Source organism: Ectopseudomonas toyotomiensis, assembly GCF_900115695.1.
Lineage (GTDB): Bacteria > Pseudomonadota > Gammaproteobacteria > Pseudomonadales > Pseudomonadaceae > Aquipseudomonas > Aquipseudomonas toyotomiensis.
Genome location: NZ_FOXK01000008.1, coordinates 234,106 through 252,679 on the forward strand (window position 1 = coordinate 234,106; position 18,574 = coordinate 252,679).

Annotated in this window: 17 protein-coding genes; 8 read left to right on the forward strand and 9 right to left on the reverse strand. The window is 62.2% G+C overall.

Features of this window, described 5'->3' with window-relative positions; translation table 11 throughout:
* Positions 1-2: 2 nt before the first annotated feature.
* From rmuC to BM186_RS17905, 4 genes are all read right to left on the reverse strand, one after another.
* On the reverse strand, positions 3-1,478 hold the full coding sequence (gene rmuC / locus BM186_RS17890; protein WP_072425845.1) for a DNA recombination protein RmuC: 1,476 nt from the start codon (positions 1,476-1,478) through the stop codon (positions 3-5).
* A 65-nt stretch (positions 1,479-1,543) separates the two neighbouring features.
* Positions 1,544-1,795, reverse strand: a complete 252-nt coding sequence (locus BM186_RS17895) for an SEL1-like repeat protein (RefSeq protein ID WP_017675070.1) — start codon at positions 1,793-1,795, stop codon at positions 1,544-1,546.
* A gap of 437 nt (positions 1,796-2,232) precedes the next feature.
* Entirely contained in the window at positions 2,233-2,985 is a 753-nt protein-coding gene (locus BM186_RS17900; protein WP_074917084.1) for an RES family NAD+ phosphorylase, read from the reverse strand.
* A gap of 233 nt (positions 2,986-3,218) precedes the next feature.
* Positions 3,219-3,590, reverse strand: a complete 372-nt coding sequence (locus BM186_RS17905; protein WP_074917086.1) for an antitoxin Xre/MbcA/ParS toxin-binding domain-containing protein — start codon at positions 3,588-3,590, stop codon at positions 3,219-3,221.
* Between the two features lie 132 nt (positions 3,591-3,722).
* On the opposite strand from BM186_RS17905, the gene BM186_RS17910 reads away from it, so the two are divergent.
* Genes BM186_RS17910 through BM186_RS17920 form a run of 3 tightly spaced genes read left to right on the forward strand, consistent with a single transcriptional unit; the run spans position 3,723 to position 6,844 of the window.
* Positions 3,723-6,278 (forward strand): intermembrane phospholipid transport YdbH family protein, encoded by a 2,556-nt coding sequence (locus BM186_RS17910; RefSeq protein WP_074917088.1) that lies wholly within the window; start codon positions 3,723-3,725, stop codon positions 6,276-6,278.
* Positions 6,279-6,282: 4 nt separating this feature from the next.
* A complete protein-coding gene (locus BM186_RS17915; protein ID WP_017675074.1) occupies positions 6,283-6,474 on the forward strand; it encodes a YnbE family lipoprotein in 192 nt (63 codons plus the stop codon).
* 31 nt (positions 6,475-6,505) lie between these two features.
* A complete protein-coding gene (locus BM186_RS17920) occupies positions 6,506-6,844 on the forward strand; it encodes a YdbL family probable chaperone protein (protein ID WP_074917090.1) in 339 nt (112 codons plus the stop codon).
* 61 nt (positions 6,845-6,905) lie between these two features.
* Here the strand turns inward: BM186_RS17920 and grxD are convergent, their stop codons facing one another.
* Positions 6,906-7,232 carry a Grx4 family monothiol glutaredoxin gene (gene grxD / locus BM186_RS17925; RefSeq protein ID WP_013716756.1) on the reverse strand — a complete coding sequence of 109 codons (327 nt, stop codon included), beginning with the start codon at positions 7,230-7,232 and terminating at the stop codon, positions 6,906-6,908.
* A gap of 323 nt (positions 7,233-7,555) precedes the next feature.
* Positions 7,556-9,664 carry a molybdopterin oxidoreductase family protein gene (locus BM186_RS17930; RefSeq protein WP_074917092.1) on the reverse strand — a complete coding sequence of 703 codons (2,109 nt, stop codon included), beginning with the start codon at positions 9,662-9,664 and terminating at the stop codon, positions 7,556-7,558.
* A 380-nt stretch (positions 9,665-10,044) separates the two neighbouring features.
* On the opposite strand from BM186_RS17930, the gene argF reads away from it, so the two are divergent.
* Positions 10,045-10,965: an ornithine carbamoyltransferase gene (gene argF, locus BM186_RS17935; RefSeq protein WP_074917093.1), complete on the forward strand. Its 921-nt coding sequence runs from the start codon at positions 10,045-10,047 to the stop codon at positions 10,963-10,965.
* On the forward strand, positions 10,962-12,068 hold the full coding sequence (locus BM186_RS17940) for an ABC transporter ATP-binding protein (RefSeq protein WP_072425852.1): 1,107 nt from the start codon (positions 10,962-10,964) through the stop codon (positions 12,066-12,068). Before argF ends, BM186_RS17940 begins: the two co-directional genes overlap by 4 nt.
* Here the strand turns inward: BM186_RS17940 and BM186_RS17945 are convergent, their stop codons facing one another.
* The 3 genes from BM186_RS17945 to ybaK all read right to left on the reverse strand — a co-directional run bounded on the left by BM186_RS17945 (position 12,069) and on the right by ybaK (position 15,234).
* Positions 12,069-12,875, reverse strand: a complete 807-nt coding sequence (locus BM186_RS17945) for a PhzF family phenazine biosynthesis protein (protein WP_074917095.1) — start codon at positions 12,873-12,875, stop codon at positions 12,069-12,071. It abuts the gene before it with no gap.
* A 318-nt stretch (positions 12,876-13,193) separates the two neighbouring features.
* The gene (gene glpK, locus BM186_RS17950; RefSeq protein ID WP_072425854.1) at positions 13,194-14,681 is read right to left on the reverse strand and encodes a glycerol kinase GlpK; all 1,488 of its coding nucleotides are present in this window, start codon (positions 14,679-14,681) and stop codon (positions 13,194-13,196) included.
* Between the two features lie 82 nt (positions 14,682-14,763).
* Entirely contained in the window at positions 14,764-15,234 is a 471-nt protein-coding gene (gene ybaK / locus BM186_RS17955; protein WP_072425855.1) for a Cys-tRNA(Pro) deacylase, read from the reverse strand.
* Between the two features lie 98 nt (positions 15,235-15,332).
* Here ybaK and BM186_RS17960 point away from each other — a divergent pair, with 98 nt between their 5' ends.
* From BM186_RS17960 to bfr, 3 genes are all read left to right on the forward strand, one after another.
* Positions 15,333-16,091 (forward strand): DeoR/GlpR family DNA-binding transcription regulator, encoded by a 759-nt coding sequence (locus tag BM186_RS17960; RefSeq protein WP_072425856.1) that lies wholly within the window; start codon positions 15,333-15,335, stop codon positions 16,089-16,091.
* Positions 16,092-16,239: 148 nt separating this feature from the next.
* Positions 16,240-17,769 carry a glycerol-3-phosphate dehydrogenase gene (gene glpD, locus BM186_RS17965; RefSeq protein WP_072425857.1) on the forward strand — a complete coding sequence of 510 codons (1,530 nt, stop codon included), beginning with the start codon at positions 16,240-16,242 and terminating at the stop codon, positions 17,767-17,769.
* A 269-nt stretch (positions 17,770-18,038) separates the two neighbouring features.
* The gene (gene bfr, locus BM186_RS17970; protein ID WP_003462607.1) at positions 18,039-18,509 is read left to right on the forward strand and encodes a bacterioferritin; all 471 of its coding nucleotides are present in this window, start codon (positions 18,039-18,041) and stop codon (positions 18,507-18,509) included.
* The last annotated feature ends 65 nt before the right edge of the window (positions 18,510-18,574 follow it).

Here is an 18,574-nt window from a genome sequence, read left to right on the forward strand (position 1 = left end):
GCTCACTCGCCCAGTTCGTCCAGCGCCGGCAGATCGGCAGAGCGCTCGAGCAGCTCGCCTGGCAGGCTCTTGCTTGCGCGAGCGCCCAGCAGCTTGAGGTTTTCCACACGGCCAATGAGGTTGCCGCGACCGTCCACCAGCTTGTTACGGGCACTGGCGTAAGCCTTGTCCAATTGCTGCAGACGGCTGCCCATCTCGTCCAGATCGGCGACGAAGGCAACGAACTTGTCGTACAGCTGGCCGGCACGCTCGGCGATCTCGCGCGCATTCTGGCCCTGACGCTCCTGACGCCAGAGGCTGTCGATCACCCGCAGGGTAGCCAGCAAGGTGGTCGGGCTGACGATCACCACCTGCTGCTCGAAGGCCTCCCGGAACAGATCCGGCTCGGCCTGCAACGCCGCGGCGAAGGCCGCCTCGATGGGCACGAAGAGCAGGACGAAATCCAGACTGTGCAAACCTTCGAGGCGCTGGTAATCCTTGCCGGACAGGCCCTTGAGGTGGCTGCGCAGCGAGATCAGGTGTTGCTTGAGCGCCTGCTGGCGGATCGGTTCGTCCGCAGCCGCGACATACTGCTGGTAGGCGCTGAGGCTGACCTTGGCATCGACGATCACCTGCCTGTCGCCCGGCAGGCGGATCAGCACATCAGGCTGAAAGCGCTCGCCACCAGCGCCCTTGAGGCTGACCTGAGTGTGGTACTCGCGCCCCTTCTCCAGACCGGCATGCTCCAGCACCCGCTCCAGCACCAACTCGCCCCAGTTGCCCTGGGTCTTCTGGCCCTTGAGTGCGCGAGTCAGATTGGTCGCCTCGTCGCCCAGGCGCTGGTTGAGCTGCTGCAGACGCTCCAATTCCTTGCTCAGGGAAAAACGCTCGCGCGCTTCTTGCTGATAACTCTCGTCGACGCGCTTCTCGAATGCCTGGATGCGTTCCTTGAGTGGGTCGAGCAACTGGCCGAGGCGCTGCTGGCTGGTCTCGGCGAAACGCTGCTCGCGCTCATCGAAGATCTTCGTCGCCAGTTCGGAGAACTGCGCGCGCAGCTCGTTGCGCGCGCCCTGCAGATCGTCGAGGCGCTGTTGCTGGTTATCGCGATTTTCCTGCAGCTCGGCAGCCAGCGCCGCACACTCGGCGGTGAGCCGACGCAATTCGGCTTCGTTGCGTTCGCGCTGTTGATTCCAGGACTGCGCGGCCTCACGGGCAATCTGCCGCTCCTGCTGCAGCAACTCGTTCTCACGACGCAGGCCGGCCAACTCGGTCTGCTGCTCCACCTTGATCTCGCTGACTTCGGCCAACTCGGCGCGACAGGCATCGAGCTGAGCCAGCAAACCGGCCTGGCTCAGTTGCGCATGCTCCAGGCGTTCCTGCAGTAGCGCCTGCTCGCCTTGCGCGCGAGCCAGCCGGCGCTGCAAGGACCAAATGCCAGCCAATAACGGAACCAGCGCAACGACGGTGCCGATGGCGAGAGAGAGGGGATCGATTGGCATAGACGCTCCATGTTTGACCGCCGTGCAGTATACCCGCCGGGGATTTACACGGGGCCAGCACGCAATCAGCGCGACAGACGCTCCAGCTCCAGCTGAGCACTGCGATCGCCCGCGCGAGCAGCCTGGCGTAGCAGTTCGTAACCGATGCGGCGATCACGGGTATTACCGCAGTCGCGACAGAGCAATTGGCCCAACCGACTTTGCGCCTGCACACAGCCCTTGCGGGCAGGCTGCTTGAGCAGGTTGCCGGCGATGCGTTTGACGCTAGGTGTTTGTCCCAGACGCGGACTGTCGAGCAGCCACAGCGCAACGCGCATGGGCAGACGAGAAGATCCGGAACGAGTTGCAGGGGATGAAGAAGGCAAAGCGCGAGGCATAAATAAAGGGGGGTGACTGCCGGGGCGCGCCACTCTACTCCTTTTTTCTCGAAGGTAAAGTCTTGCCTGCCGGATCGATTGCGGCTGCAGAAAAGAGTTCCCTCACAATCCACAGAAGCTGTGGATAACTCCGTGAACAACTTGGGCGAAAGAACTCACAGGCCTGATGCCATGGGGCTCTCAGTCAAACTGTCGATTTTTTCACCAACGAAAAAAATTCATATTTTTCATTGACTTAAAAATCAACCACGAAAAATCAAGCGTTTAGCGGCGTTTCTGACAGTGATGTGACAGCCTGCTTCAGCATTGTGCACAACTCCCTGCGACAGATCCGCGCAGCGCTCTGTTTCGGGGCATCTGACGCGCCAGCGCAGGCATTACGCGGGGTGCGGCAATTGCCCCTGCACCAGAAACTGCTCCCAGTGAAACAGCCGCGGTTGATCCGGCGTTTGCGCATGCTTGAACGCCACGTACTCGCTCGTGGTTTCACACAACCAGGCCGTCAGATTACGCGGACGCTTCTCCGCGAACGCAGCCGGCACGTAGAGCGCGACATTGCTGCCACCGTCAGGACAGCGTGCCGAGCGGTACTCGAAAGCCTGAATGCCCGCCGCGCGCATCGACGTACCGAGACGCTGAGGCACGCTGTAATCACTGGGGTGAGCCAACAGTGCGCCATGTTGATCGAAAGGCGGCTGTTGCAACTGGATACCTCGCTCGACGCGGTAACGCGCCTCGAAGGTCGAATGCTCGGAGAGGATGCGGCCACTGGGCGGCGGCACGGCCATGCCATTCCACAATACGAAACGGTAGTAGGCGGCCTCGGCCATCGCCGTTTCCAGACGCTGAGCGGCGTAGAACAGGCTGGGCTCGTGCACGCTGCCGAAGCGCGAGCCCCAACGCAGCGGCGGATAACGAAACGGCGTCTTCAGCAGATAGTGCAACGGCTCGGCGGCTTCAGGCAGCGGTGGTTTGCTGCTCTCAAGCAGTTCCTCGAGCAGGGCCTGTTCGGCCAGGTTATCCACCAGTTGCAGGGTCGCCACCTGCGCCTGGCTTTCCACCATGCGCAACAGCTTGCCGCGCAGCGGTCGCACCTGTCGCTCGCCGTCACATAGTTGCCAGATATCCATGGCGATACCTCCCAAGGGTAGAGCCTGCTAAAGGCATCGCGACGCTGGAGCCGTACAAGGCGCTGGGTTAGTGACAGCCTCCGGCTGATCACAACAGGCAAGCAATGGCCAGAGCCGCTAATATGTATATTTATACAGTATTTTAATCCACCGCAATCACCCCCTCGGACGAACTGCGCTGGCCGTACGCAGCCTACCGAGCCCGTTCTCGATGCAGCAGGACTGATTGGCTTTCAGACCTTGCCGCGAATGGCGTCCAGATACTCGACAACACGTACCAGCCCCTGCACCTGACTCATCTGCTGCAGCGGAATGCCAGCCAGATGGCGATTTTCGGTGCGCAGGAAATGGCGCATGTCCTGCTGATTGCCACCAAACAGGGCAAACAGCGCGCGATAGACGCGAATCAGCAACAGCGCCAGCTCGCCGGTCTTGCTCTGCGGACGCAAACCACCCTGCTCGTTCCAGCGGCTGATGGCACTGCGATGGACACCGACGATGTCGGCCAGCTCCTGCTGCGTCAGCCCCAGGTGCTCACGGGTATTGAGCAGGGCTTTAGCCAGTACCGCATCGGCATCGGGCTGAGAGCGAGTCACAGCACTCATCACATCCTCCTTCGCTCGTTTACGACAAAATAAATATTTAAAGCTGTAAATAAACAATAGCACGGAAAGCCGCTTGGCACCCACTCGAGCATGGGGTACCGTCCAGTGGACCGCACCGAGCAAGGAACACTCATGAGTCGCCGGCGTTTCTGGCTGAGCACCTGCGTAGCGATACTGGCGCTGCTGTCGCTTCTGGCCTGCTATGTCGGCTACCGCGTGCAGCAGCTGCTCGAGGAACAGCACATCGAGCTGGACTGGCAGCGACTGAGCCTTTCCTGGCGAGGCCTGCATTTCCAGGATGCAAGCCTGGTACAACGCCGTGACGGCGAGCTGCTGGTACAAAGCGGCCAGCTGCAACTCTACTGGCTGGCCAGTGAGGCGCCTCGCTACCGCCTGGTTGCGCAGGACCTGCGCCTGTCATGGCAGCCTGCGCAGGGAGAATCCGAAAGCCCGAGCGACAGCGATCTGGCCGGACTCCTGCAAACCCTGAGCAATGCCCTGCCATGGCTTCCACGGCACATCGAACTGCGCAATGCCCAAGCGCAACTGCCCTGCGCCAGCGGCCGCTGCACACTGCAGGGCGATGTCGACCTACGACTGCTGGACGATATCCTGCAGTTGCATACGCTGCTGCTGCGCGGAGCCCACAGGGCGAAGTTGCAAGCACAACTGCAGGGGCTGGGCAGCGAGCTGAACAGCCCGCGACAGCTGCAGTTGAACCTGCATCTCGATGATCAACCGCAGATCGCCCTGCATAGCGACTTGCAGGCTCAGGCCGATGCCCTGCAATGGAGCGGCGAGCTTGAGGTTACCGCGCTGCAGGATATGGCCTGGCTCGCCGAGTGGCTGAGCGAATGGACGCTACTCGATTCTGCCACTCTGCCGGGCACGCCCCGGCAGGCCGGGATGAACGCCCAGTGGCAGCTGCAGGCACCGCAGGTCCCCCCTACGTTCAGCGAACTGCTGGCCACCTCTGGGTGGCTGCGGGTCGATGCGCAGCTACCGCAGCCTTGGCCGCTTCCCGGCGTCGGCCTGGTCAGCGGTGAGCTGGCGCTCGATCTCAGCAATACCCTGGGCAGATGGCAGGCCCGGCGTTTGAACGCGCAACTGCAGCTCGACACGCAGGACGCGCCCTGGCTGGCGTCGCTGCCGAGCGGCCTACGGCCGAGGCAATTGCAGCTGCACCTCGCGCCTCTGGATGGCGATGCCGATGAAGCGCTGACCCTGCTGTTGAACGTCAGCGGCCACGGCCCGCTGGAACTGCAGGCAGATGCCGAGCTTGCCCTGCATCAATCCTCCGACTGGGCACTCGACGTTCGACACCTGCAGCTCGAGGCGCGCAGCAAACGCATGGACCTGGCTGACAGCCGTCTCGATGACCTGCGCCTGAGCGTTGGCCTCAAAGGCAACTTCACGCAGCAGCAGTTGCAGCTCAGCCTGGCCGACCGCTCGCGCCTCGACGTCCAGCGCCTGCGCGGCGCCGAGCTGGACCTGCAGCAAGCTCAAGCGGCGCTGGCCGGCATCACCCTGAGCGGCACCCCAAGCGCACCGACCCTGTCCGGCCCGCTGAGCCTGCGCATCCAACGTCTGCACCATCCACAACTGCAGGCACAGGGCTGGCAATGGCAGGGAAGCGTCAACGCCGACGCCGGCAGCCAGACCCTAGACGGTGCTCTGCTGGCCGACTCGGGCCTGAGCATGGCCCTGCGCCTGGACAACACGACCAACGCGCTGAACCTGAATGCCACTCTGGACGAGCTGTTCCTGCGCGCCGGCAACCCGCTGGCGCAAACCCTGGCCAACTGGCCGCCGCTAATGACCCTGGAAAACGGCCGTATTCAGGGCAACACCAGCCTCAACCTGCCCAGCGGCAAGCCCCTGCAACTCAAGGCCAGCCTGGCCGGCAAGGGCCTGGCCGGCATCTATGACCGCACCACCCTGAGCGGTGTCGATGCCGAACTGCACCTGCAACTGAGCGGCGACCGACTTCGCCTCGACCTGCCTCAGTTGAGTGCCAAGCAGCTCGACCCTGGCATCGAGCTCGGCCCTCTGCAGCTGCAGGCCAGCTACCAGGCCAGCCTGCAACGACCACTGGCCGGCAGCCTGACCCACCAGCGCGCGGAACTGGGCATTCTCGGCGGCAGCTTGAGCCTGGCACCGGCGACCTGGGCACTGGAACAACCCAGCCAATTGCTGCCCCTGCGGCTCAGTGGCCTGGATCTGCAAGAGCTGTTTCGCGTCTACCCAGCCGAAGGGCTGGCCGGTAGCGGGCTGATCGACGGCACCCTGCCGCTGCGCCTGGCTGGCGCCATCAGTATCGAACAGGGCCTGATCGAAGCCAGGCCACCGGGAGGGCAACTGCGTTTTCATTCACCGCGCATCCGCGCCATGGGTCAGGCCAACCCGGGTATGAAGCTGGTCACCGACGCGCTGGAAGACTTCCACTACGATCTGCTCAGCAGTAGCGTCGACTATGATCAGTCCGGCACACTGCGGCTAGGCATGCGCCTGCATGGACAGAACCCGGCCATCGAGAAAGGCCGGCCCATCCATTTCAACATCAATCTGGAAGAAGACATTCCGGCCTTGCTGGCCAGCCTGCAGCTGACCGACAAGGTCAGCGGCATCATCCAGCAACGGATTCAGCAATGGATGCGTCAGCGTGTCCCCCAAGAACCAAAGGAGTAGCGCCATGCGCAAGTACCGCCTCCTCGCAGTCCTGAGCCTGGGGCTGCTGTGCCAGGCCTGTACCCCGACGGTACAACTGGCGATGCCGAACGAACCGATCAACATCAACCTGAACGTCAAGGTCGAGCACGAAATCTACATCAAGGTGGACAAGGCGCTGGACAGCGTATTCAACGAAGACAGTGGTCTGTTTTGAGCCCGCCGCACAGGTTCTACGGAGAGAGACAATGATTCGATACATTTCGACCCTGCTGCTGGCATTGAGCCTGAGCCTGCCGGCGTACGCACTGAACCTCAACCAGGCCATGAGTGCCCTGGGCGATGCCAAGGCCAGCGGCCAGCTCGGCGAGCAACCCAACGGCTACCTGGGCGTGGTCAAACCCGGCGGCCAGGCCGACGAAATTGCCCGCCTGATCAACCAGGCGCGTCGCGCCGAGTATCAGAAGGTGGCGCAGGACAATGGCATCAGCCTGAGCGACGTGGAAGCCATCGCCGGCAAGAAGGCCATCAAGCGTACGCCCAAGGGACAATTCATCCAGCTGAACGGCCAGTGGCTGCAGAAATAGAAAGCCTGCAGCAGAAACGAAAGAACCCGCCTAGGCGGGTTCTTTTTTGCACGAACAGTGATCAGGCGCCGGCTTTGCTCACGGCATCCTTGATCAGGGTCTGCAGCTCACCTTTCTCGTACATCTCGGTGAGAATGTCGCTACCGCCGACCAGCTCACCACCTACCCACAGCTGCGGGAAGGTCGGCCAGTTGGCGTACTTCGGCAGGTTGGCGCGGATTTCCGGGTTCTGCAGGATGTCGACATAGGCGAACTTTTCGCCGCAGCCCATCACCACCTGGGCAGCACGGGCGGAGAAGCCACACTGCGGCGCGTTGGGCGAGCCTTTCATGTACAGCAGAACGGTGTTGTTGGCGATCTGCTCTTTGATGGTTTCGATGATATCCATGGGGCACCTCAGCATAGACTTCGCGACCCGACGGTCGCCACGGTGGCGCGATTGTAGCGAAAAGCCGAGCATAATGCTCGGCCTTGCCGTCCTCCCTAGCCTGTTTACGACCTCGCGAGCTAGAGACATGCAAGGCGCTACTTTAGTAACAGCCTCCGGCTGGTCCAAACAGGCGAGGAGCGGTCGGAGTCGCGTTCGACTTTACGAGTTGTAAATGAGCAGTACTCACTTCGTTCGCCCTTCGGGCCGCGCTGAAGCGCGTTAGCCGCAAGCGGTTTTCCGAGCCTGTTTTTAACGCAGCAGGGCCGACGCGCAGCAGGTCGTTACGCAGCCACCACCTCCACCGGCACACCATTGAGCACCGCATTGCCAGACAGCGCGTCGAGCTGGCGCTCGTCGGTCAGGTCATTGGCGCTGGCACCCGGCTGCGCACGGGCGATGTCCATCTGCACGCCGGGTCGAGCATGACCCCAACCGTGAGGCAGGCTGACCACGCCAGCCATCACCTCATCGCTGGCGGCCACCTCCACCTCGATGCTGCCGACCCGCGAGCGCACCCGTACGCGCTGGCCATCGGCCAAACCACGACTGGCCAGGTCCGCCGGGTTCATCAACAACTGATGACGCGGCTTACCCTTTACCAGACGGTGATAGTTGTGCATCCAGGAGTTGTTGCTGCGCACGTGACGACGGCCGATCAGCAGCAGTTCATGGGCAGCCGGTTGTTGCTGCTCGGCGAAACGTGCCAGATCGGCCAACAGCAGCTCAGGCGCGGCCTGCACCGCCTTGCTCGGCGTTTTCAGGCGCGCAGCAAGATTCGGTTGCAGCGGCCCCAGGTCGAGCCCATGCGGTTGCTCGCGCAAAGCCGCCAGGCTGAGTTTACGCTCGCTACTATCACCATAGGGGCCGAAACGCAGGCCCATGTCGATCATCTGCTCCGGCGCCATGGTCGGTTTCAGCTCAAGGCCATTGCGCGTCGCGAAGGCCTTGGCCAGACCGACGAAGATTTCCCAGTCGTGCAAGGCGCCGTCCGGCTTGGCCAGCACTGCCTCGTTGAAGCGGGTGACATTGCGCACGGCGAACACATTGAAAGTAGTGTCGTAGTGATCGTGCTCCAGTGGCGCGGTCGGCGGCAGGATCAGGTCGGCGTAACGAGTGGTCTCGTTGATGTAGAAATCCACCGAGAGCATGAAGTCCAGGCCGTCCAGCGCCTGCTCCAGCTGGCGTCCATTGGGTGTCGACAGCACCGGGTTGCCGGCCACGGTCACTAGCGCACGAATCTGCCCTTCGCCGGGCGTGAGCATCTCTTCGGCCAGCGCCGAGACCGGCAGCTCGCCGCCATATTCCGGCAGGCCGGACACACGGCTCTGCCAGCGATTGAAATGGCCACCCGAGGTGCTAGCCACCAGATCCACCGCGGGCGTGGTGCAGAGCGCGCCGCCGCTGCGATCCAGATTGCCGGTGACCAGGTTGATCAGCTGCACCAACCACTGGCAGAGAGTGCCGAAAGCCTGGGTGGATACGCCCATACGGCCGTAGCACACAGCCTTGTCTGCGGCGGCAAAATCCCGCGCCAGTTGCCGAATGGTTTCGGCCGGGACCCCACAACGCGCGCTCATGGCCTCGGCATGGAACCCGCCAATCGCTTCGCGTACCTGCTCCAATCCTTCCACCGGCAGATGGCTATTACGCGTCAGACCTTCCTCGAACAAGGTGTTGAGCAGCGCCAGCAGCAGCGCAGCATCGCTGCCGGGGCGCACGAACAGGTGCTGGTCAGCGATGGCCGCGGTTTCGCTGCGCCGCGGGTCGACCACCACCAGCTTGCCGCCACGCGCCTGGATGGCCTTCAGGCGCTTCTCCACATCCGGCACGGTCATGATGCTGCCGTTGGAAGCCAGCGGGTTGCCGCCGAGGATCAACATGAAGTCGGTGTGATCGATATCGGGAATCGGAATCAGCAGGCCGTGGCCATACATCAGGTAGCTGGTCAGGTGGTGCGGCAACTGGTCGACCGACGTGGCGGAGAAGCGGTTGCGGGTTTTCAGTTGACCGAGGAAATAGTTGCTGTGGGTCATCAGCCCGTAGTTATGCACGCTGGGATTGCCCTGATAAACCGCCACGGCGTTCTGCCCATGCGCCGCCTGGATTGTGCTCAGGCGCGCGGCCACCAGGTCGAAGGCCTCGTCCCAGCCTATGGCCTGCCACTGCTCGCCAACGCGGCGCATGGGCTGACGAATTCGATCCGGGTCGTTCTGGATGTCCTGCAGTGCCACGGCCTTGGGGCAGATATGGCCACGGCTGAAACTGTCCTGGGCGTCGCCCTTGATCGAGCGAATCTGCGTTGAGCCGTCTGCCTGGGTTTCGGTTTCGATGGCGAGTCCGCAGATGGCTTCGCACAGATGGCACGCACGGTAATGAAGGGACTTGGTCATGGCCTGGCCTCTTGTTCTGATCCGAGACGACCGGTCAGGTCGCAGGTCATGAACTATGGGCCGAGCGCGGAGACGACGCCAGCAGCGTTCGTCTCATGAATCGGCAGGCATCAAGCCTGCCGATTCAGGCGCGGAACGTACAACGGTCCAGGCGCTGCCGTCTTCGATATCGCTGGCGCCAAAGCTTTGGCAAAAGGCTTGTAAAACATGATTCTGCAAGCCCACGGGCGGCAATTTGCGCCGTCTCGTCATTTCCTTATAAGATCGCGCCTTCCCCTGTTTCGTCGCACCCTGCGGCCTCCTGCCGCAAGCTCTGCTGTTTTTGTCGGTTTTATCCCCGGCTGCGGGCTTGCGAACTGTAGTGATAAAGGTAGTTAACGATGAGCGTCAGACACTTTCTCTCGATGATGGATTACACACCGGACGAACTGGTGGGACTGATCCGCCGAGGCATCGAGCTGAAGAATCTGCGCAACCGTGGCGTACTTTTCGAGCCGCTGAAGAATCGCGTGCTGGGCATGATCTTCGAGAAGGCCTCGACTCGCACCCGCCTGTCCTTCGAAGCCGGCATGATCCAACTCGGTGGCCAGGCCATCTTCCTCTCACCGCGCGACACCCAACTGGGCCGTGGCGAGCCGATCGGCGATGCCGCCATCGTCATGTCGAGCATGCTCGACGCGGTGATGATCCGCACCTTCGCCCACAGCAACCTCACCGAGTTCGCCGCCAAGTCCAAGGTGCCGGTAATCAACGGCCTGTCCGACGACCTGCACCCGTGCCAGTTGCTGGCCGACATGCAGACCTTCCTCGAACACCGCGGCAGCATCGCCGGCAAGACGGTGGCCTGGATCGGCGACGGCAACAATATGTGCAACTCCTACATCGAAGCGGCGATGCAGTTCGACTTCCAGCTCAAGGTCGCCTGCCCTACTGGCTACGAGCCGGATGCGCGCTTCCTGGCCCTGGCTGGCGAGCGCGTGCAGGTTGTGCGTGATCCGCGTGAAGCGGTGGCCGGCGCCCATCTGGTCAGCACCGACGTGTGGGCTTCCATGGGCCAGGAAGACGAAGCCGAACAACGCATGGCGTTGTTCCGCCCCTACCAGGTCACCCGCGAGCTGCTCGACGCCGCCGCCGAAGACGTGCTGTTCATGCACTGCCTGCCGGCGCACCGTGGCGAAGAAATCAGCTTCGACCTGCTCGACGACCCGCGCTCGGTTGCCTGGGATCAGGCCGAGAACCGCCTGCACGCCCAGAAGGCGCTGCTGGAGATGCTGGTCGAACCGGCGTACCACCACGCATGAGCCAGCCTCTGCTGCAGCTACGCGGGCTGAACTGCGGCTACCACGCCCACAAGGTGGTGCAGGATCTCGACCTGCACCTCAACCCTGGCGACATCGGCTGCCTGCTCGGCCCATCGGGCTGCGGCAAGACCACCACATTGCGCGCCATCGCCGGTTTCGAGCCAGTCCTGGAAGGCGAGATCGAACTGGCAGGTGAAGTGATTTCCCGCGCCGGTTTTACCCTGGCGCCGGAGAAACGCCATATCGGCATGGTGTTCCAGGACTACGCCCTGTTCCCCCACCTGAGTGTGGCCGAGAACGTCGCCTTCGGTATCCGCAAGCAGCCCAACGCCGAGCGCGCCACTCAAGAGCTGCTGGAGCTGGTCAAGCTCGGTAACCTGGCCAAACGTTACCCGCACGAGCTGTCCGGTGGTCAGCAGCAACGGGTCGCCCTGGCCCGCGCTCTGGCCCCGGAACCGAAATTGCTGCTACTCGACGAACCCTTCTCCAACCTCGATGGCGAACTGCGCAGGCGCCTGAGCCATGAGGTTCGGGAAATTCTCAAAGCGCGTGGCACCAGCGCCATTCTGGTCACTCATGATCAGGAAGAAGCCTTCGCTGTCAGCGATCACGTCGGCGTATTCAAGGATGGTCGCCTGGAACAATGGGATACGCCGTTCAATCTCTATCACGAGCCGCTGACACCTTTCGTCGCCAGCTTCATCGGTCAGGGTTACTTCATTCGCGGCCAGTTGCTCGGCCCGGAAACAGTGCAGACCGAGCTCGGCATGATCCGCGGCAACCGTGCCTATACCTGGGCTCAGGGCAGCGCGGTGGACGTCTTGCTGCGCCCGGACGACATCGTCCCGGATGAAAGCAGCGAACTGAAGGCGCGCATCGTCGGCAAGACCTTCCTCGGCGCTGCGACGCTCTACCGCCTGCAACTGCCGACTGGCAGTCAGTTGGAATCGATCTTCCCCAGCCATGCCGATCACCAGCCAGGCGACGAGGTGGGCATTCGCGTCGCCGCCGATCACCTGGTGGCCTTCCCGGCTCTCGGCAGCGTCGCCGCGCAATTGCAACTCAGCGACTCCGGTGGCGTGCGCCGAGTCAGCAGCAACTGATCAAAGCATCAGCTGGCCACTGGCGATATGTCGCGCGTGGCCGGCAATCTTGACCCGCTCGCCCTCCAGACGACAGAGCAGCTCACCACCGCGCGCCGAGCACTGGAAAGCGCTTAGCTCGCTGCGCTCCAGGCGTTCGGCCCAGTAGGGCACCAGCATGCAGTGCGTCGAGCCGGTCACCGGGTCTTCATCGATACCAATGCTCGGCGCGAAGTAGCGCGAGACGAAATCGTGCCGCTCGCCTGCCCCGGTGATCAGCACACCCAGGCCCGGCAGTACGGCCAGCGCCGGCAGATCGGCGGTGAAGCTGCGCACCTGCGCCTCGGACGCCAGCACCACCATCAGTTCCTGCACGCTGCCATCGGCATTCAGCAGAGCCAGAACCTGCTGCGCGGGCTGACCCAGCGCGCGTTCGACGTCGGCCTGTAGCGACGCCGCCACCGGCACCACCGGGCGCACTGGGAAGTCCAGCTGCAGACGCTCACCCTGACGGGCGACCTGCAGCGCTCCGGACAAGCAGGTGAAATCCAGCACCTTGGCCGGTTCCTGATAGATGTCGAACAACACCTTGGCCGCCGCCAGGGTGGCATGCCCGCAGAGCGGCACCTCGCTGACCGGGGTGAACCAGCGGATATGCCAGGCACTGCCCTCCTTCACCACAAATGCCGTCTCCGCCAGGTTGTGCTCGGCGGCGATGCGCTGCATCAACGCATCATCGAGCCAGGCGTCCAGGCGATAGACCATGGCGGGATTGCCCGCGAACGGCTGGTCGGTAAAGGCGTCGACTTGATGGAATTCGAGAGGCATGTTGCATTCCTGGCCAGATGAGAGCCGCCAGCATGCCTGCGCAGGGTAAGCCGCAACAGATACAGTTCCTGTTTTCCAGATGCTCTGAGAGGGTGTCTACAAAATGGCTGCACTTGGCAATACTGCGTTGAAAACGATCTCGCGTGCGAGCCCAGTCGAAATGCTCATTTACAGCACGTAAAGTCGACCGCGACTCCGACCGTTTCTCGATCGTTTTTGCGGGGCCGCCATCGGTATTGTCTTGCCTTCGTTCGCCTATCTTGTAAACACCCTCTTACAGCATCGCGGTTAAAGCCGCTCCTGCGATCCTGGGGTGCTTCAGGGCTCGCTGCGCACGCGCTTCACGGCATCCAGCCAACCGGCATAGAGGCGTTCACGGTGCGCCTCATTCATCCGCGGCTCGAAGCGCTGCTGGCGATGCCAGTGGCTGGCGATGGCATTGAGGTCCTGGTAGAGGCCTAGCTTCAGGCCCGCCAGGTACGCGACACCTAGTGCGGTGGTTTCGGTGACCTCCGGGCGCTCGACGCTGACCCCAAGAATGTCGGCAAGAAACTGCATGACCCAGTTATTCTCCACCATGCCACCGTCCACACGCAGCGCACTAGGCGCCGCGGCACCGTCCTGGCGCATGGCCTCGAGCAGGTCACGAGTCTGGTAGCACACGGATTGCAAACCGGCGGTGACGATTTCCTTGATCCCGGTGTCACGGGTCAGGCCGAAGATGGCGCCACGCGCCTTGGGGTCCCAATACGGCGCCCCCAGGCCGGTGAACGCCGGCACCAGATAGACGCCGCAGGCTTCACCGGTGGCCTCGGCCAACGCCTCGCTGTCGCGCGCGTGGCTGATCAGTTTGATGCCGTCGCGCAACCACTGCACTGCCGCGCCGGCCACGAAGATGCTGCCCTCCACCGCATAGGTGACCTTGCCATCTAGGCGATAGCCGACCGTGGTGAGCAGACGATTCTTCGAGCTCACCGGCTGATCGCCGGTGTTCTGGATCATGAAACAGCCGGTGCCGTAGGTGCTCTTGACCATGCCCGGCTCGAAGCAGGCCTGGCCGATCAGCGCCGCCTGCTGGTCACCGGCCATGCCCAGCACCGGGATGCTGGCGCCGAGCAGCTCGCTGTCGGTGTGACCGAACTCGGCGGCGCAATCGAGCACCTCGGGCAACAGGCTGGCGGGGATCTCGAACAGCTTGAGCAGCTCGTCGTCCCACTGCTGGGTGTGGATATTGAACATCAGCGTGCGCGAGGCGTTGCTGGCGTCGGTGCGATGCACCTTGCCATCGGTCAGGCGCCACAGCAGGAAACTGTCGACGGTGCCAAAACGCAGTTCACCACGCTCAGCTCGCTCACGGGCACCTGGAACGTTCTCCAGTATCCAGCGCAGCTTGGTGGCAGAAAAATAGGGGTCGATCAGCAGACCGGTCTTGGCCGAGACCATTGCCTCATGGCCTTGATCCTTGAGCCCGGCGCAATAATCAGCGGTGCGGCGATCCTGCCAGACGATGGCAGGGTGGATAGGCGTGCCACTAACGGCATCCCACACTAGGGTGGTTTCGCGCTGGTTGGTGATGCCGATGGCGGCGATCGCTTCCGGCTGCAGTCCACTGCTGGCAATCGCATCACGGCAGACCTTGAGCGTGGACAGCCAGATTTCCTGGCCATCGTGCTCGACCCAGCCGTCCTGCGGGAAGTACTGCTTGAACTCCTGCTGGGCACGCGCAACCGGCAAGCCCTGGGCACTGAATATGATGGCGCGGGAGCTGGTGGTGCCCTGGTCGATGGCTAGCAGGTACTGGGTCATGCAAGGTTCCTTGTTGTTATCGGTAGCATTCAGTGCAGTTGACTGCAGACTGGCTTATTTTGCTGGCAGCATAATGCTCGGTTTAGGCTTTGCCGATAGCGGCGAATTGCCCCTGGGTATGTTGCGCCAGGGTCTCGGCCGAGAGTTCCAGTTCCAGCCCGCGCCGGCCGCCACTGACGTGAATGGTGGGGTGCTGGCGTGCGGTCTCGTCGATGAAGGTGCGCAAGCGTTTCTTCTGCCCCAGCGGGCTGATGCCGCCGACCAGATAACCAGTGGCGCGCTGCGCGGCAGTCGGGTCGGCCATGTCGGCCTTCTTCGCGCCAGCCGCTGCGGCCAGCGCCTTGAGATCGAGACTGCCGACGACCGGCACCACGGCCACCAGAAGCTCGCCTTTCTCAGTCACCGCGAGCAGAGTCTTGAACACGCAATCGGGCGCCAGGCCGAGCTTTTCCGCCGCTTCCAGCCCATAGGACGGCGCCTTGGGGTCATGCTGGTAGCTATGCACACGGTGTTCGGCCTTGGCCTTTTTCAACAGATCGATGGCTGGAGTCATGTTCGAATGTGAAAACGCTGTGAAAGATGCCCTACATTAACAGGCCGAAATCCTCCGCATCTACAGCCTATAATGGGTGACCATCACAGGAAGCGCTCATGAATCTCGCTCCCCGCCAGCACGACATCCTCAACCTCGCCCGCGACCGTGGCTACGTCAGCATCGATGAACTGGCTCAAGCCTTCGCCGTTACCCCACAGACCATTCGCCGCGACATCAACCAGTTGGCCGAGCACGGTCTGTTGCGTCGTACCCATGGCGGCGCTGCGTGCGACTCATCGAGCATTCAGAACACCGCCTATGGCATGCGCGCCGGGCAGATGCGCGAAGAAAAACAGCGTATCGCCGAAGCCGTGGCGGCGCAGATACCTGATCACGCCTCACTGTTCATCAATATCGGCACCACCACCGAGGCCATCGCCCGCGAGCTGCAGAACCACAAGGGCCTGAAGATCATCACCAACAATCTGCACGTCGCTGCGCAACTCAGCGCCAAGGCCGACTTCGAGGTCCTGGTGGCCGGCGGTACGGTGCGCAGCGACGGTGGTATCGTCGGCCAGGCGGCGGTGGATTTCATCCAGCAGTTCAAGGTCGACTACGCCATCGTTGGCATCAGCGGCATCGACGACGACGGCAGTCTGCTCGACTTCGACTATCAGGAGGTACGCGTTTCCCAGGCGATCATCGACAACGCGCGGCAGGTTTTCCTCGCCGCCGACTCCAGCAAGTTCGGCCGCAACGCCGTCGTGCGCCTGGGCTCAATCGCGCTGGTCGACCGCGTCTTTACCGATAGCGCGCCTTCAGCCGCCATCACCCGCCTGCTGCACAACCACAAGGTCCAGCTCGACCTGGTCTGATCCCGCTCGGCCTGAGCTACGTCCAACATGCCTCGACGACCGCTCGGCGCGCAATCGCGCGCCGGGGTAGCGAAGCTGCGCATCTTCGTCTAGCATATTTTCGAAAGTGAACATAACCACATTCGAATCCAATAGCCGAGCGTGCCACATGCCCCACGACCAGTTCGCCAGCCCCGTTGCGGAAGTCTATGACCTCGCCGTCGTTGGCGGTGGTATCAATGGTGTGGGCATCGCCGCCGATGCAGCCGGTCGTGGCTTGTCCGTGTTCCTTTGCGAAAAGGACGACTTGGCCAGCCATACTTCATCTGCCAGCAGCAAGCTGATCCATGGCGGCTTGCGCTACCTGGAGCACCACGAATTCCGCCTGGTACGTGAGGCACTGGCCGAGCGAGAAGTGTTGCTGGCCAAGGCGCCGCATATCGTCAAACCGATGCGCTTCGTCCTGCCACACCGCCCGCACCTGCGTCCGGCCTGGATGATCCGCGCCGGCCTGTTTCTCTACGACCACCTGGGCAAGCGCGAGCGCCTGCCGGCCTCGCGCGGCGTGCGCTTCGGCGCCGGTAGCCCATTGAAAGCGGAGATCAGCCGCGGTTTCGAATATTCCGACTGCTGGGTGGACGATGCTCGCCTGGTGGTGCTCAACGCCATGGCCGCGCGGGAAAAAGGCGCGCACATCCACCCGCGCACCCGCTGCGTCAGTGCACGGCGCAGCAAGGGTCTCTGGCATATCCATCTCGAGCGCAGCGACGGCAGCCTGCTGTCCATTCGCGCCCGCGCCCTGGTCAACGCCGCCGGCCCCTGGGTCGCGCGCTTCATCCGTGAAGACCTCAAGCAGCAATCGCCTTATGGCATTCGCCTGATCCAGGGCAGCCATATCGTCGTGCCGCGCCTGTATGACGGTGAGCAGGCCTACATCCTGCAGAACGAAGACCGTCGCATCGTCTTCGCCATCCCCTATCTGGAGCGCTTCACCCTGATCGGCACCACTGATCGCGAATATCAGGGCGACCCCGCCCAAGTGACGATCACCGCCGAGGAAACCGACTATCTGCTCAAGGTGGTCAACGATCACTTCAAGCAACAGCTCAGTCGCGACGATGTGCTGCACAGCTTCGCGGGCGTGCGCCCATTGTGCGACGACGAATCCGATGAGCCGTCGGCCATTACCCGCGACTACACCCTGTCGCTCTCCGGCGCGCCGGGCGAGGCGCCGCTGCTTTCAGTGTTCGGCGGCAAGCTGACCACCTATCGCAAGCTGGCCGAATCCGCCATGCATGAACTGGCCGCGCATTTCACCAACCTGGGCCCGAGCTGGACAGCCACCGCCCCGCTCCCCGGTGGCGAAGATCTGCAAGGCCAGAGCGCCCTGGTCGAAGCGCTCTGCGAACGCTATGGCTGGCTACCCACCAGCCTGGCCAGACGCTGGGCTACCAGCTATGGCAGCCGTACCTGGCGCCTGCTCGATGGCGTACATAACCTTACCGACCTCGGCGAACATCTCGGTGCCGGACTCTACACCCGCGAAGTGGAATACCTGCGCCGTGAAGAATGGGCGCGCAGCAGTGCCGACATTCTCTGGCGGCGCAGCAAACTGGGCCTTTTCATGACCCCGGTGCAGCAGGACCGCCTGCAGGACTACCTGAACAGCCGCGACCCGCATTCGGCTTACGCTGCCTGAATTCTGCGTGCCCCATGCCCCGCTCTGCGGGGCTTTTTTATGGGCGCGGAAAAATAAAATATCGGGGTTACTTCCCCGTTTTAGTCAGCGTGGAACTTTCAGCAACTTTTTTATTGCGTTGATTCAATAACTTGGCGTCATGATGCGGAATAAAAACATTCTTATTCAGTTTTATTTTTACTTATGTTTCAAACACTTAAGTTTGACATAAGGGAAAACCAGGCCGAAAATTCGAAGTCATCACGGTCATTGAAGTAGCAGGAGCGGTCATGAAAGGCGACAAGAAGGTCATTCAACACCTGAACAAGATTCTTGGTAACGAACTGGTCGCCATCAACCAGTACTTCCTGCATGCGCGAATGTACGAAGATTGGGGCCTGAAGAAGCTCGGCGAGCACGAGTACCACGAGTCCATCGACGAGATGAAGCATGCCGACAAGCTGATCAAGCGCATTCTCTTCCTCGAAGGCATTCCCAACCTGCAGGACCTGGGCAAGATCCTGATCGGTGAAAACACCAAGGAGATGCTCGAGTGCGACCTGAAGATCGAACACAAGGCTCACGGTGATCTGAAGGCCGCCATCGCCTATTGCGAGAGCATCGGTGACTACGCCAGCCGCGAACTACTCGAAGAAATCCTCTGCTCCGAAGAGGATCATATCGACTGGCTGGAAACCCAGCTCAGCCTGATCGAAGCCGTCGGCCTGCAGAACTACCTGCAATCGCAGATGGACGAATAAGTCCGATCCGCTCGACGAAAAACGGGAGCCACTGGCTCCCGTTTTTCATGCCCTGACGCTCGAAC

Excerpts from the sequence above, each read along its gene's own strand:
- rmuC (WP_072425845.1), bottom strand. The coding sequence starts at position 1,478 with ATGCCAATCGATCCCCTCTCTCTCGCCATCGGCACCGTCGTTGCGCTG.
- BM186_RS17895 (WP_017675070.1), bottom strand. The coding sequence starts at position 1,795 with ATGCGCGTTGCGCTGTGGCTGCTCGACAGTCCGCGTCTGGGACAAACA.
- BM186_RS17900 (WP_074917084.1), bottom strand. The coding sequence starts at position 2,985 with ATGGATATCTGGCAACTATGTGACGGCGAGCGACAGGTGCGACCGCTG.
- BM186_RS17905 (WP_074917086.1), bottom strand. The coding sequence starts at position 3,590 with ATGAGTGCTGTGACTCGCTCTCAGCCCGATGCCGATGCGGTACTGGCT.
- BM186_RS17910 (WP_074917088.1), top strand. The coding sequence starts at position 3,723 with ATGAGTCGCCGGCGTTTCTGGCTGAGCACCTGCGTAGCGATACTGGCG.
- BM186_RS17915 (WP_017675074.1), top strand. The coding sequence starts at position 6,283 with ATGCGCAAGTACCGCCTCCTCGCAGTCCTGAGCCTGGGGCTGCTGTGC.
- BM186_RS17920 (WP_074917090.1), top strand. The coding sequence starts at position 6,506 with ATGATTCGATACATTTCGACCCTGCTGCTGGCATTGAGCCTGAGCCTG.
- grxD (WP_013716756.1), bottom strand. The coding sequence starts at position 7,232 with ATGGATATCATCGAAACCATCAAAGAGCAGATCGCCAACAACACCGTT.
- BM186_RS17930 (WP_074917092.1), bottom strand. The coding sequence starts at position 9,664 with ATGACCAAGTCCCTTCATTACCGTGCGTGCCATCTGTGCGAAGCCATC.
- argF (WP_074917093.1), top strand. The coding sequence starts at position 10,045 with ATGAGCGTCAGACACTTTCTCTCGATGATGGATTACACACCGGACGAA.
- BM186_RS17940 (WP_072425852.1), top strand. The coding sequence starts at position 10,962 with ATGAGCCAGCCTCTGCTGCAGCTACGCGGGCTGAACTGCGGCTACCAC.
- BM186_RS17945 (WP_074917095.1), bottom strand. The coding sequence starts at position 12,875 with ATGCCTCTCGAATTCCATCAAGTCGACGCCTTTACCGACCAGCCGTTC.
- glpK (WP_072425854.1), bottom strand. The coding sequence starts at position 14,681 with ATGACCCAGTACCTGCTAGCCATCGACCAGGGCACCACCAGCTCCCGC.
- ybaK (WP_072425855.1), bottom strand. The coding sequence starts at position 15,234 with ATGACTCCAGCCATCGATCTGTTGAAAAAGGCCAAGGCCGAACACCGT.
- BM186_RS17960 (WP_072425856.1), top strand. The coding sequence starts at position 15,333 with ATGAATCTCGCTCCCCGCCAGCACGACATCCTCAACCTCGCCCGCGAC.
- glpD (WP_072425857.1), top strand. The coding sequence starts at position 16,240 with ATGCCCCACGACCAGTTCGCCAGCCCCGTTGCGGAAGTCTATGACCTC.
- bfr (WP_003462607.1), top strand. The coding sequence starts at position 18,039 with ATGAAAGGCGACAAGAAGGTCATTCAACACCTGAACAAGATTCTTGGT.